The sequence below is a fragment of the Streptomyces sp. NPDC102270 genome (genome assembly GCF_044766405.1).
Classification (GTDB): Bacteria; Actinomycetota; Actinomycetes; order Streptomycetales; family Streptomycetaceae; genus Streptomyces.
On record NZ_JBIWLX010000003.1, the window covers coordinates 259470 to 270986 of the forward strand.

Annotated in this window: 15 protein-coding genes; 9 read left to right on the forward strand and 6 right to left on the reverse strand. The window is 71.4% G+C overall.

Features of this window, described 5'->3' with window-relative positions:
- Positions 1 to 9: 9 nt before the first annotated feature.
- A complete protein-coding gene (locus ACIRP7_RS06590; RefSeq protein ID WP_403654705.1) occupies positions 10 to 1116 on the forward strand; it encodes an NAD(P)-dependent alcohol dehydrogenase in 1107 nt (368 codons plus the stop codon).
- Positions 1117 to 1124: 8 nt separating this feature from the next.
- Here ACIRP7_RS06590 and ACIRP7_RS06595 read toward each other — a convergent pair whose 3' ends face one another.
- Positions 1125 to 2075 (reverse strand): NADP-dependent oxidoreductase, encoded by a 951-nt coding sequence (locus ACIRP7_RS06595; protein ID WP_403654707.1) that lies wholly within the window; start codon positions 2073 to 2075, stop codon positions 1125 to 1127.
- 71 nt (positions 2076 to 2146) lie between these two features.
- Here ACIRP7_RS06595 and ACIRP7_RS06600 point away from each other — a divergent pair, with 71 nt between their 5' ends.
- On the forward strand, positions 2147 to 3106 hold the full coding sequence (locus ACIRP7_RS06600) for a GlxA family transcriptional regulator (RefSeq protein ID WP_403654709.1): 960 nt from the start codon (positions 2147 to 2149) through the stop codon (positions 3104 to 3106).
- 61 nt (positions 3107 to 3167) lie between these two features.
- The gene (locus tag ACIRP7_RS06605; protein WP_403654711.1) at positions 3168 to 4004 is read left to right on the forward strand and encodes a hypothetical protein; all 837 of its coding nucleotides are present in this window, start codon (positions 3168 to 3170) and stop codon (positions 4002 to 4004) included.
- A gap of 7 nt (positions 4005 to 4011) precedes the next feature.
- Here ACIRP7_RS06605 and ACIRP7_RS06610 read toward each other — a convergent pair whose 3' ends face one another.
- Both ACIRP7_RS06610 and ACIRP7_RS06615 read right to left on the reverse strand, forming a co-directional pair.
- A complete protein-coding gene (locus ACIRP7_RS06610; RefSeq protein ID WP_403654713.1) occupies positions 4012 to 4575 on the reverse strand; it encodes a TetR/AcrR family transcriptional regulator in 564 nt (187 codons plus the stop codon).
- Positions 4572 to 4934 (reverse strand): DUF1304 domain-containing protein, encoded by a 363-nt coding sequence (locus tag ACIRP7_RS06615; RefSeq protein ID WP_403655134.1) that lies wholly within the window; start codon positions 4932 to 4934, stop codon positions 4572 to 4574. Before ACIRP7_RS06615 ends, ACIRP7_RS06610 begins: the two co-directional genes overlap by 4 nt.
- 92 nt (positions 4935 to 5026) lie before the next feature.
- Here ACIRP7_RS06615 and ACIRP7_RS06620 point away from each other — a divergent pair, with 92 nt between their 5' ends.
- The 3 genes from ACIRP7_RS06620 to ACIRP7_RS06630 all read left to right on the forward strand — a co-directional run bounded on the left by ACIRP7_RS06620 (position 5027) and on the right by ACIRP7_RS06630 (position 6529).
- On the forward strand, positions 5027 to 5560 hold the full coding sequence (locus ACIRP7_RS06620; RefSeq protein WP_403654715.1) for a GNAT family N-acetyltransferase: 534 nt from the start codon (positions 5027 to 5029) through the stop codon (positions 5558 to 5560).
- Between the two features lie 32 nt (positions 5561 to 5592).
- Complete coding sequence (locus tag ACIRP7_RS06625; protein WP_403654717.1) at positions 5593 to 6060, forward strand: pyridoxamine 5'-phosphate oxidase family protein; 468 nt, start codon at positions 5593 to 5595, stop codon at positions 6058 to 6060.
- A gap of 76 nt (positions 6061 to 6136) precedes the next feature.
- Complete coding sequence (locus ACIRP7_RS06630) at positions 6137 to 6529, forward strand: VOC family protein (protein WP_403654719.1); 393 nt, start codon at positions 6137 to 6139, stop codon at positions 6527 to 6529.
- Between the two features lies 1 nt (position 6530).
- On the opposite strand, the gene ACIRP7_RS06635 is transcribed toward ACIRP7_RS06630, so the two are convergent.
- Together ACIRP7_RS06635 and ACIRP7_RS06640 are read right to left on the reverse strand one after the other, a co-directional pair.
- Complete coding sequence (locus ACIRP7_RS06635; RefSeq protein WP_007386584.1) at positions 6531 to 6827, reverse strand: DUF4235 domain-containing protein; 297 nt, start codon at positions 6825 to 6827, stop codon at positions 6531 to 6533.
- Position 6828: 1 nt separating this feature from the next.
- Entirely contained in the window at positions 6829 to 7866 is a 1038-nt protein-coding gene (locus tag ACIRP7_RS06640; protein WP_403654721.1) for a glutathione S-transferase family protein, read from the reverse strand.
- 92 nt (positions 7867 to 7958) lie between these two features.
- On the opposite strand from ACIRP7_RS06640, the gene ACIRP7_RS06645 reads away from it, so the two are divergent.
- The gene (locus ACIRP7_RS06645) at positions 7959 to 8930 is read left to right on the forward strand and encodes a cation diffusion facilitator family transporter (protein ID WP_403654723.1); all 972 of its coding nucleotides are present in this window, start codon (positions 7959 to 7961) and stop codon (positions 8928 to 8930) included.
- Positions 8931 to 8991: 61 nt separating this feature from the next.
- On the opposite strand, the gene ACIRP7_RS06650 is transcribed toward ACIRP7_RS06645, so the two are convergent.
- The gene (locus ACIRP7_RS06650; protein ID WP_352384845.1) at positions 8992 to 9441 is read right to left on the reverse strand and encodes a nitroreductase family deazaflavin-dependent oxidoreductase; all 450 of its coding nucleotides are present in this window, start codon (positions 9439 to 9441) and stop codon (positions 8992 to 8994) included.
- 407 nt (positions 9442 to 9848) lie between these two features.
- Here ACIRP7_RS06650 and ACIRP7_RS06655 point away from each other — a divergent pair, with 407 nt between their 5' ends.
- Together ACIRP7_RS06655 and ACIRP7_RS06660 are read left to right on the forward strand one after the other, a co-directional pair.
- Positions 9849 to 11048: a cytochrome P450 gene (locus ACIRP7_RS06655; protein WP_403654726.1), complete on the forward strand. Its 1200-nt coding sequence runs from the start codon at positions 9849 to 9851 to the stop codon at positions 11046 to 11048.
- Between the two features lie 12 nt (positions 11049 to 11060).
- A complete protein-coding gene (locus tag ACIRP7_RS06660) occupies positions 11061 to 11261 on the forward strand; it encodes a ferredoxin (RefSeq protein WP_403654728.1) in 201 nt (66 codons plus the stop codon).
- Positions 11262 to 11517 lie beyond the last annotated feature (256 nt).

An 11517-nucleotide genomic window follows, 5' to 3' on the forward strand; every position in this document is an offset into this window, starting at 1 on the left:
GTTCCCGCGATGTCCCTCACCACCCGTGCCGCGGTCGTCGAGTCCGGCGGCGCACCCTTCACCCTCTCCGACGTCATCCTCGACGAGCCCGGCCCCCGTGAGGCCCTCGTCCGCATGGTCGCCACCGGCCTGTGCCACACCGACCTCGGCGTGGCGAGCGGCGGACTGCCCTTCCCGCTGCCCGGCGTCCTCGGGCACGAGGGCGCGGGAGTCGTCGAGGCGGTCGGCTCGGCCGTCACCGGCGTATCTCCCGGCGACCATGTCGTGCTGTCGTTCACGTCCTGCGGCGACTGCCGCAACTGCGACGGCGGCCACCCCGCCTACTGCGCCACCTGGCTGCCGCTGAACCTCCTCGGCGGCCGCCGGGCCGACGGCACCAGCACCATCAGCCGCGACGGTGAGCCGCTCGGCGGACACTTCTTCGGCCAGTCCTCGTTCGCCGAGCGCGCCCTGGTCGACGAGCGCAGCCTCGTCAAGGTCGACCCTGACGTGCCGCTGGAGTCCATCGCCCCGCTCGGCTGCGGTGTCCAGACCGGCGTCGGCGCCGTGTGGAACGTACTGAAGCCGGTCACCGGTGCCACGATCGTCGTGCTCGGCGCCGGAGCGGTGGGCCTGTCCGCGGTCATGGCCGCCGCCCTCACCCCCGCCACGACGATCGTCGCCGTCGACCGGTTCGGCGAACGACTCGCCCTGGCAAAGGAGTTGGGTGCCACCCACACCGTCGACGCCGACGCGGAGGACCTCGGCGAGGCGCTCGCCGCGATCACCGGCGGGCAGGGCGCGGACGGCATCGTGGAGACCACGGGCAACGTGAGCGTCCTGCGCCAGGGCGTCGACGCGCTCGGCGCGCGCGGCACGCTGGTCGTCGTCGGCGCCCCGCCGTTCGGCACCGAGGTCTCCCTGGACGTCAACGGGCTGCTCGGCGGCAAGCGGGTCGTCGGACTCACCCTCGGCGACGCCGAGACACAGAGCTTCATCCCCGCCCTGGTCCGCCTGGTGAAGGAGGGGCGCCTCCCGCTGCACCGCCTGATCAGCGCCTATCCGTTCGCGGACATCGACCAGGCGGTACGGGACATGCGCGCCGGCAAGGCGATCAAGCCCGTGCTGACGTTCTGAGGGGTCCGTCAGTCGACCACCAGGACCAGCTTCCCGGTGGTACGGCCGGTGTCGCCGAGCCTGTGGGCCTCGGCGGCATCGGCCAACGGGAACGTGCCCGCGATCGTGGCCCGCAGCTCGCCCTTCTCCACCAGGTCCACGATCGCGTTCATCCCGGCGCGGTCCGCGTCGACGAGCATCCGCACGGCCCTGACGCCGAGCCGCTCGGCCTCCTCGCCGAACTCGTCCGAGCCGACCGGGATGATCGACACCACGATCCCGCCCGGCCGCAGCACCCGCAGCGAACGCACGGACGTCTCGCCGCCCAGCGTGTCCAGTACGACGTCGACGTCCTTCACCGCCTCGGCGAAGTCCGTGTCCCGGTAGTCGATCACCTCGTCTGCGCCCAGCTCGCGCAGGAAGTCGTGCTTGCCCGCGCTCGCGGTACCGATCACATACGCGCCCCGCGCCTTGGCGATCTGCACGGCCACATGACCCACCCCGCCGGCCGCCGCGTGGATCAACACCCGCTGCCCGGGCCGCAGTTCGGCGTTCTCCACCAGCGCCTGCCACGCGGTCAGCGACACGAGGGGCAGCGCGCCCGCCTGGGTGTGGTCGATCGACGCCGGCTTGTGCGTGAGGGCCCGCACCGGCGCGATCACGTACTCGGCGTGCGAACCGTGGCCCCACGGGTAGGGCAGCATGCCGAAGACCTCGTCGCCGGGCTCGAAGGTGGCGACGCCGATGCCGACCGCCTCGACCACGCCGGAGACGTCCCAGCCGAGGACGAACGGCGGCTCGCCGAGGAAACCACCGGTGGCGCGGTGCTTCCAGTCGGTCGGGTTCAGACCGGCCGCCCGCACCCGGACCAGTACCTGGTTGGGCCGCGGCTCGGGGCGTTCGACCTCGATCTCCTTGAGGACCTCGGGACCGCCGAGGATGTCCTGGCTGATGGCTCGCATGGTGTTCACAGTGCTCATGGTCGTCCAGCCTGCCCGGCCCCGCCCGTTCGGGAAATGGCACGATTGCCAAGCTTCGATAGGATCGTGCCATGCGACATGTGGAGCGGACCGAGCGGGTCGTGGTGCTGGCCCTGGACGGCGTGTACCCCTTCGAGCTGGGCATCCCCAGCCGGATCCTCGGCGCCGCCGACGGCCGGTACGAGGTGATGACCTGCACGGTCGACGGCCGACCGGTGCGCAGCAACGCCGACTTCACCATCGGCGTCGAGCACGGACCCGAGATCCTCGCCACCGCTGACACCGTGGTGATCGCGCCCGTCTCGCCCGAGCGGATGCCCGCCGAGCTCCCGGAGGAGGTGCGTGAGGCCCTCGCGTACGTCCGCCCCGACGCCCGGATCGTCTCCATCTGCACGGGCGCCTTCGTCCTCGCCGCGGCCGGTCTCCTGGAAGGCCGCCGGGCGACGACCCACTGGCAGCTCGCGGACGTGTTCCGGATCACATACCCGCACGTCGACCTCGACCCCGACGTGCTCTTCGTCGACGACGGCCGTATTCTCACCTCGGCCGGGGCCGCCTCCGGCGTGGACGTCTGCCTGCACCTCGTCCGCAAGGACCACGGCAGCGAACTCGCCAACACCGTCGCCCGCCGCTGTGTGGTCCCACCGTTCCGGGACGGTGGCCAGGCCCAGTACATCGAGCAGCCGGTCCCGGAACAGGGCGCGGCGAGCACGGCCGGGACCCGCTCCTGGGCGCTGGAACGCCTGGACGAGCCCCTGACCCTGGGCGACCTGGCCGCCCACGCCCGGATGAGCCTGCGCACCTTTGCCCGCCGCTTCAACGACGAGGTGGGCATGAGCCCCGGCCGCTGGCTCATCCAGCAGCGCGTCGCCCGGGCCCGGCACCTCCTGGAGTCCAGCGATCTGTCGGTCGACCAGATCGCCGGCCGCGTCGGCTTCGCCACGGGCGCGTCCCTGCGCCAGCACCTGCACGCGGCGATCGGCGTGTCACCGCAGGTGTACCGGCGCACGTTCCAGACGGCGGCGCGCTGAACGTTCCCGGCCGCCCCGGCGTCGAAGGATCATGAAGGCGGGCGGGGTGCAGGGGGCGGGAATGCGCAGAGGGCTGTGGGCGGTGCTGGCGGCCGTGGCCATGACGGTCGTGGGGTGCGAGTCCAGGGAGGGCGTGGTGGTCGAGGGCACCGCACCGGCCAGGCCCTACGACGGGCCGATGGACCTTCCCACGAAAGAACTCGACGAGCACACACCGCAGGCGTTGCGGCTCGCCTCCGGGGCCGCGGGCCGGGCCCTGGAGTGCGCCGGGGAGATCCACAACGGCAACGGCCCCGACGGCTGGAGCAGGGACGACGGCGGGGACAGCCCGGAGGAAGGGCTGAAGCTGTACTTCGACCTGTTCGACCCGGGCGACCCCCGATCCGGCTACCGCGTCGAGCGCCGGGAGGCGGACCGCCTGCTGTACTCCTACGACGTCGACGGCCGGACCAAGGTGGCGGTCGTGGTCGCCAAGGAGCAGGAGGACAGGCCCGGTTGGGGCCCGGAGACCAGCGCGTCCTGCGACCCGTCCGAACTCCCGGCCGGCTGGACCGCCTCCCACGGTTACGAGATCTGGACCGACCGCGCGGGCCGGCGGGTGCCGACCACCGTGGTGAGCAGCGGTGCGGGGGACGACCACTGCGGCTGGCGGAAGGTGCACTTCCTCGACCTCGGCGGGCGCAGGTACGGCCGTGACCCGCAGGGCCTGCTCGAACCCGGCATGCTCACCGCGGCCTACGACGGCTCGGTCGCCCTGCCGGTGAACGCCCACGACACCGGATACCGCTACGAGGACCGGGAGTTGTGGCTGACCGGTGACCGCGGAACGGCGTACGTCCGCACACCTGACGGCGTCGAGGCATGGCCCCTGCTCAAGCAGCATGTGGCCTGCAAGTGAGGCGAGTTCACCGGCTGGCGTGCAGGGCGACCAGCAACTGCCACGCCTGGTCGGCGATTTCGGCGGCGGTGGCGTCGAGCAGGCCGTGCAGCCAGTCGGCGAGGACACCGGCGAAGGTGGCCGCGACCGCGGAGGCGACCAGCGGGGCGTCGGCGGCCCCGGCGAGCTCCCGCTCCCGCAGGCTGTAGGCCCTCAGATCCCGGTGCAGGACCGCGCCGAGCGGTCCGCCGCCGCCCGGGGCGAGCAGGGACCGGTACAGGGCGGCGTGCGGGGCGAGCGAGGCGAAGAACTCCCCGAGCGCGGGCGGCGCGTGCACCGGGTCGGGCCGCCCGCGCCAAGCGTGCAGCGCCTCCACGGCATCCCGTACGACATCAGCGCACGCGTCGACGGCGAGCCCCTCCAGGCCGTCGTAGTGCACGTAGAAGGTGGCCCGGCCGACCCCGGCCCGCCGGACCAGCGCGGCCACGCCGACCTCCTCCAGCGGCCGCTCGGCGCACTCCGCGAGCAGCGCCTCCCGCAGCCGCGCCCGGGTGCGGGCCGCCCGCGGGTCCTCGGGGGCGGGGCGGGTCACTGCGCCACGAGGACGGCGGTCAGGGCGAGAGCGCCGGGCAACGCCTGGGCGGCGAGGATCCGGACGTTGGCGGTGACGGCGCCGTACACGCCGGCGACGATCACGCACGCGAGGAAGAACACCTGCGCCCGGAACCCCGTCGGATCCCCGGCGACGAGCCCCCACACCAGCCCCGCCGCGAGGAACCCGTTGTAGAGCCCCTGATTGGCGGCCAACGGGGCGGTGGCCCGGGCCATCTCCCGGTCGAACCCGTGGAAGGACATCCCCGGCTTCTTCTGCCACAGGAACATCTCCATCACCAGGATGTACACATGCAGCGCCGCCACCAGACCGACCAGCACGTTCGCCAGGATCTCCATCAGCTTTCCCCACTTCTTGGACAGGTGCCCACTATAGCTGGACATCCGTCCAGGAAGTCGCCCTGTCGGTGCCGAACGCTAGCGTGAGCGCCATGACCACCGAGGAAGCCCTGACCGTCCGCCGCGCCCGCCCCGACGACGTCCCGGGGCTGGTTGCCTCCAGCGCGGGTCTGTTCGCCGAGGACGCCGGAACCAGGGACCCGAGCGTCGACGCCGGCTGGCCGCGCGAGCACGGAGCCGCCTCGTTCACGGCGGCCCTGGCCGACCCGGCACGGCTCGTTCTGGTGGTGGAGCACGACGGCGACGTGGTCGGACACCTGACCGGATCCCTGACCGAGCCCACGGCCGTGCGGCCGGTGAAGTCGGCCATGCTGAACGGCCTGTACGTCCGCCCGGCCCAGCGGCGCGCGCGGCTCGGTGCCCGCCTGGTGGAGGAGTTCCTGGCCTGGGCCGGGGCGCAGGGCGCCGTGCAGGCGGAAGTCGCCGCCTACGCGGCCAACGCCGAGGCGATCCGCTTCTACGAGCGCCAGGGATTCGGGGCCCACACCGTGACGCTGCGGCACGTCCCAGGTCGAGAGGCGGAGGTGGAAACCGGTTTGAACGGCCAGACTGACACCGTCAGTTGATGATCCGGCAGCCAGCAGGAGGACGCACACCGATGGCCGAGCAGTCGCCACGTCCCGCCAAGCAGCGCAAGCAGGACACCCTGCACCGACTGGAGCACGATCAGGACGTCTGGGTCGCCACGGCCCCGGACGACGCCTCGGGGGTGCCGTACCTCGTCCCGCTCTCGTTCCTCTGGGACGGCTCCACCCTCCTCCTCGCCACCCCGGCCGCCAGCCCCACCGGACGGAACCTTAAGGCGACCGGCAGAGTACGGCTCGGTCTCGGGCCCACCCGGGACGTCGCGATGATCGAAGGGACCGTCGAGACCATCACCCAGGCCGAGTTGAGCCAGGAGGAGGGGGACCGGTTCGCCGAGCGGACCGGCTTCGACCCCCGACAGCTCACCACGCCCTACCTGTACTTCCGCGTCCGCCCGCGGCGGGTGCAGGCCTGGCGGGAGGCCGACGAGCTCACCGGGCGTGAGCTGATGCGGGACGGACAGTGGCGGGTCGCCGACTGAATCGGCCGTGCCGGGATATCCGCAAGGTAGGGCCGCGGGGCGCCAACACCCCGTGGCCATACCCTTCGGAGGAGACATGGCACTGGTGAAAGCGGGGGTCGTCGTGCTCGACTGTGCCGAGCCCGAGAAGCTCGCCGTGTTCTACAAGGAGCTGCTGGCGGCCGAGCAGACCGACGCGACTGCGAACCGCGTGGAAATCAGGGGAGCCGACGGCTTCCGGCTGGCGTTCCGCCGTGACGTGAACGCCACACCGCCGAGCTGGCCCCGCCCCGAGAACTCCCTCCAGGCCCACATCGACTTCGTGGTGGAGGACCTGGACGCGGTCGAACGCAAGGTGGTGGAGCTCGGCGGGCGTCCGCTGGAGACGAAGGACGTGGCGGGGCCGTTCGAGGAACGCGGCTACGCCGACCCCGCCGGACACTCCTTCACCGTGCGCCTGGTCACCCCGACCGCGCCCAAGCAGGGCTGAGTCAGTCGCGGCCGCCCTTGTCGTCGGCCGGCCAGACTCCGGTGGAGCGTTCGATGGCTGTGGCGCCCGCGCGGTCCACCGCGCTGCGAACCACGGCGAAGATGGCGCCCTGGACCGCCGCAGCCAGCAGGATCTCTCCCCAGCCGCGGTCACGGTCCAGGGCGTCGGGCGCGTTGTCCTCGTGCCGGATGGCCTTCCAGGTCTTCTGGAAGGCCAGTCCCGCCAGCGTTCCGCTCGTCCAGCCGAGTACGAAGCCGAGAGGCTTGTAGGCGAGGGGCAGCTTCTTCTTCTTTGCCACGTCAATCTCCTTGCTCAGTGGTGGGTCGGTGGTGCGCCGGGACCGCCTCGGCCGTCGGCACCGGGCCCGGCGGGGACCCGTCGCCGAACGGACGGCCGCCGAGCTCCTCACGGTGATGCGGCGTCAGCCAGCCCGCCAGGTCCGGCCCGAGCGGCACGATGCCGGTCGGGTTGATACCGGTGTGCACCTGGTAGTAGTGCCGCTTGATGTGGTCGAAATCGACGGTGTCACCGAAGCCCGGCGTCTGGTAGAGGTCGCGGACGTACGCCCACAGCACCTCGTTCTCCGCCAGCTTCCAGCGGTTGCACTTGAAGTGACCGTGGTAGACGGCGTCGAAACGCACCAGTGTGGTGAACAGGCGGATGTCCGCCTCGGTGATGGTGTCCCCGACCAGATACCGCTGCCGAGCCAGCCGCGGTGTCAGCAGGTCGAGCCGGCGGAACACGCCCGCGCACGCCTCCTCGTACTCCTCCTGCCTGCTGGCGAAACCCGCCCGGTACACGCCGTTGTTGACGTCCTCGTAGACGTCCGCCATCACCGTGTCGATCTCGTCGCGCAGCGCCCGCGGGTACAGATCGGGCGCTCCCTCCCGGTGCAGGGCCGTCCACTCGGTGGCGAGGTCCAGGGTGAGCTGCTGGTAGTCGTTGGTGACGAGCTTTCCGCTGGGAATGTCCACGAGCGCGGGCACACTCACCCCGCCGGGATAGCCATGCTCCCGCTTGTCGTAGGCCTCGCTGAGGTAGCGGATGCCGAGCACCGGGTCGCGGCCGTCCGGGTCCAGGGTGAAACGCCAGCTGCGGTCGTCCTGGATCGGGTCGGCGATCGCCATCGAGAGCGCGTCCTCGAGCCCGAGCAGTCGTCGCGAGATCACCGCCCGGCTCGCCCAGGGGCACGCGCGGCTGACCACCAGGCGGTAGCGGCCGGCCTCCACCGGCCAGCCGTCCCGGCCGTCGGCGGTGACCCGGTCCGCGAAGTGGCTCTTGGACCGCTTGAACGCCTTGTGGCCGTACGCGCTGTTGCCGTCGTCGGCGCTGCCCATGCTTCCTCCTGTCTGACGCCTGTCCTGGACGCGTTCCCCGTTTTCCGGAATCGGCACGGTGTGAGTACCCGGTAGGCGGGCAGTCGCCGTGGGTGAGCGGGACAACGACGAACGACAAAGCGGACCGGAAAACACGCGTCACCGTACTGGTGGCACTCGCGGCGAACCTGGTGATCGCCGTGGCCAAGGCAGTGGGCGGCCTCCTCGCGGGCTCGCCCGCGCTGCTGTCGGAGGCGGCGCACTCCGTCGCGGACAGCCTCAACGAGGTCTTCCTGCTGGCCGCGCTGCGCCGCAGCCGCCGCCCAGCCGACCGGCGCCATCCCTTCGGCTACGGCAAGGAGCGGTTCTTCTGGTCGCTGATCGCGGCGGTCGGGATCTTCGTGATGGGCGGCTGCTTCTCCTTCTTCCAGGGCGTGGAGGCGCTGCGCAACGGCGCCGAGGAGACGTTCAGCGGCTATGTGGCCGGCCTCATCGTGCTGGGCGTGGCCCTCCTCGCCGAGGGAGTCTCGCTGCTGCGGGCGCTGCACCAGGTGCACAAGCAGGGTGGGGTCGCGCAGGGCATGCGTGACCCGGCGCTGCGCACGGTCGTCGCCGAGGACGGCACGGCGGTGCTCGGGGTGACGCTGGCCATGATCGGCATGGCGCTGCACATGGTCACCGGGCAGGTGGTGTGGGAGGCGTCCGCCTCACTGGCCATCGGCGTGCTGCTCGTCTACGTGGCCTACCGGCTGGGCCGCGAGGCCAAGGGGCAGCTCATCGGTGAGGCGGCCGACCCGGAGTCCAGTGCCAAGATCCGGGCCGTACTGGACGCGCAGCCCGAGATCGACAGCGTGGAGGCGCTGTTCACCATGAAGATGGGGCTGGACTCGGTCCTGGTGGCCGCCCGGGTCGACCTGGTGCCGGGCCTGGACAGCGAGCGGGTCGAGGAGGTCGCCGTACGCATCAAGCGGTCCGTCTCCCGGACCGTGGCCGAGGCGGACCAGATCTTCCTCGACGTGACCGACCGGCCGGCCGAGGAGGCACGAGAAAGCCCCGCCGCGACGGGGGAACGCGGCGGGGCCTGACGCACGGGTGCCCGGCCGGAGCCGGATCATGCGAAGTGGCTGAAGATTTCTTCGAGGCGGGTCAGTCCCCGTCGACGGGCTCCAGAACGAAGACGGGAATCACCCGGTCCGTCTTCTTCTGGTAGTCGGCGTACGGCGGGTACGCCGCGACGGCCCGCTCCCACCACTCGTCCTTCTCCGCGCCGGTGATCTCGCGGGCGACGAAGTCCCGCTTGACCGCGCCGTCCTGGAGTTCGACATGCGGGTCGGCCTTGACGTTGTGGTACCAGACCGGGTGCTTGGGCGCGCCGCCCAGCGAGGCGACCACCGCGTAACGCCCCTCGTGCTCGACCCGCATCAGCGGCGTCTTGCGGATACTGCCGCTCTTCGCGCCACGGGTCGTCAGGATGATGACCGGCATCCCCGTGTCCATGAGCGTGTTCCCCTTGGTGCCGCCGGAGCTCTCGTACAACTCCACCTGCTCGCGCACCCACTGGGTCGGGCTGGGCTCGTACTCGCCCTCAAGAGGCATGGTCGTCGTCTCCTCGCTGTGTGCTACGGGTTCCCGCAGGTGATTTCAACACCGTCCTGAACGGGAATCATCCCCAACGGGTTCCCCGGGAGACCCGACCGGCACTACGTGTCGGGCAATCGGTCGCCGCGCGGGTGAGGCAGAGCGCGTTTCATGGCCACCGGGAAGTGGACCCTCCGGGCTCGGCGTGGCCGGATACCGAGGTCGGCAGGCGAACCGCGGCAGCCGAAGTTCCACGCCACGGCCGCCCCGCCGCCAACACAGCCCTCCGCCTCCCCGCCCCACGGCGACGATCTCCGGCCAGATCGACGCCGCCACCGATCTGGCCGAACTTCTCGTCGCCCTATAGATGCCTGGGGCATCTAATGAAGATCTGCACGACGCACCCTTCGTCTGCGAGGTCTTCCATGACGGAAACGGAACCCGTCGCCTTCCCCCAGGACAGGACCTGCCCCTACCACCCGCCCACCGCCTACGACCCCCTGCGCGCCGCCCGCCCGCTGTCCCGGATCACCCTCTTCGACGGCCGTCCGGCCTGGCTGGTCACCGGACACGGCACCGCGCGCGCCCTGCTCGCCGACCCCCGGCTGTCCACCGACCGCACCCGCGAAGGCTTCCCCGCGCCCACGGCACGCTTCGCGGGGATCAGGAACCGGAGGACCGCGCTGCTGGGCGTCGACGACCCCGAACACCGCGTCCAGCGACGCATGATGGTCCCCGCTTTCACGCTCCGCCGGGCCACCGAACTCCGCCCCCGCATCCAGGAGATCGTCGACGAACGCATCGACGCGATGATCGCCCTGGGGCCGCCCGCCGAACTGGTGAGCGCCTTCGCGCTGCCCGTCCCCTCGACCGTGATCTGCGCCCTGCTCGGCGTTCCCTACACCGACCACGACTTCTTCGAAGGACAGTCCCGGCGCCTGCTGCGCGGCCCCACGGCCGACGACGTCATGGACGCCCGCGACCAACTCGAGGAGTACGTCGACGAACTGATCAACCGGAAACAGAGACAACCGGAGCCCGGCGACGGCGTGCTCGACGAGCTCGTCCACGGGCAACTGCGGGACGGGGAGCTGAACCGTGAGGATCTGATCGCGCTGGCGATCATCCTGCTGGTCGCCGGCCATGAGACGACCGCCAACATGATCTCGCTCGGCACCTTCACCCTCCTCCAACACCCCGAACAACTGGCCGAGTTGCGCACCGACCCCGCGCTGATCCCGAACGCGGTCGAGGAGCTCATGCGGATGCTGTCGATCGCCGACGGACTGCTGCGGATGGCCCTGGAGGACATCGAGATGTCCGGGACGACGATCCGCGCCGGTGAGGGCGTCGTCTTCTCGACCTCGGTCGTCAACCGCGACGAGGACGTCTACGCCGACCCCGACACCCTCGACTGGCACCGGCCCGCCCGGCACCACATCGGGTTCGGCTTCGGCATCCACCAGTGCCTCGGCCAGAACCTGGCCCGCGCCGAACTGGAGATCGCCCTGCGCACCCTCTTCGACCGGCTGCCCACCCTGCGACTCGCCGCCCCCGCCGAGAAGATCCCCTTCAAACCCGGCGACACCATCCAGGGGATGCTGGAACTCCCCGTGACCTGGTAGGAGGCTCCGGCGATGCACATCGACATCGACAAGGACGCCTGTATCGGGGCGGGCCAGTGCGCGCTGGCCGCCCCGGGCGTCTTCACCCAGGACGACGACGGCTTCAGCACGCTCCTGCCCGGCAGGGCGGACGGTGGCGGCGACCCCATGGTCCGGGAGGCCGCCCGCGCCTGCCCCGTGGCCGCCATCACCGTGTCGCAGACAGTCAGCTGACCCGGCCGAGCGGGCCGCACGTCGCACCACAACTGCTCCGGTTCGGGGCGCGTGTCGTAGGAGGTGATCCGTCGGCCGCCGCATTCTGGCGGTGAGTGCGAACAGCGGCTGCCGCCCGGGGGCCCGCAGTTTGACCGGCTCTCGGGGGTGGCGGCGTGGTCGGGTGGGCCGGGCCTCTGTCCCCGTAACCGCTCCGGTTCGGCGCGCGTGTCGTAGGAGGTGATCCGTCGGCCGCCGGGTTCTGGCGGTGAGTGCG

Coding starts and splice junctions, on each gene's coding strand:
- ACIRP7_RS06590 (WP_403654705.1), top strand. CDS start 10: ATGTCCCTCACCACCCGTGCCGCGGTCGTCGAGTCCGGCGGCGCACCC.
- ACIRP7_RS06595 (WP_403654707.1), bottom strand. CDS start 2,075: ATGAGCACTGTGAACACCATGCGAGCCATCAGCCAGGACATCCTCGGC.
- ACIRP7_RS06600 (WP_403654709.1), top strand. CDS start 2,147: ATGCGACATGTGGAGCGGACCGAGCGGGTCGTGGTGCTGGCCCTGGAC.
- ACIRP7_RS06605 (WP_403654711.1), top strand. CDS start 3,168: ATGCGCAGAGGGCTGTGGGCGGTGCTGGCGGCCGTGGCCATGACGGTC.
- ACIRP7_RS06615 (WP_403655134.1), bottom strand. CDS start 4,934: ATGGAGATCCTGGCGAACGTGCTGGTCGGTCTGGTGGCGGCGCTGCAT.
- ACIRP7_RS06620 (WP_403654715.1), top strand. CDS start 5,027: ATGACCACCGAGGAAGCCCTGACCGTCCGCCGCGCCCGCCCCGACGAC.
- ACIRP7_RS06625 (WP_403654717.1), top strand. CDS start 5,593: ATGGCCGAGCAGTCGCCACGTCCCGCCAAGCAGCGCAAGCAGGACACC.
- ACIRP7_RS06630 (WP_403654719.1), top strand. CDS start 6,137: ATGGCACTGGTGAAAGCGGGGGTCGTCGTGCTCGACTGTGCCGAGCCC.
- ACIRP7_RS06640 (WP_403654721.1), bottom strand. CDS start 7,866: ATGGGCAGCGCCGACGACGGCAACAGCGCGTACGGCCACAAGGCGTTC.
- ACIRP7_RS06650 (WP_352384845.1), bottom strand. CDS start 9,441: ATGCCTCTTGAGGGCGAGTACGAGCCCAGCCCGACCCAGTGGGTGCGC.
- ACIRP7_RS06655 (WP_403654726.1), top strand. CDS start 9,849: ATGACGGAAACGGAACCCGTCGCCTTCCCCCAGGACAGGACCTGCCCC.
- ACIRP7_RS06660 (WP_403654728.1), top strand. CDS start 11,061: ATGCACATCGACATCGACAAGGACGCCTGTATCGGGGCGGGCCAGTGC.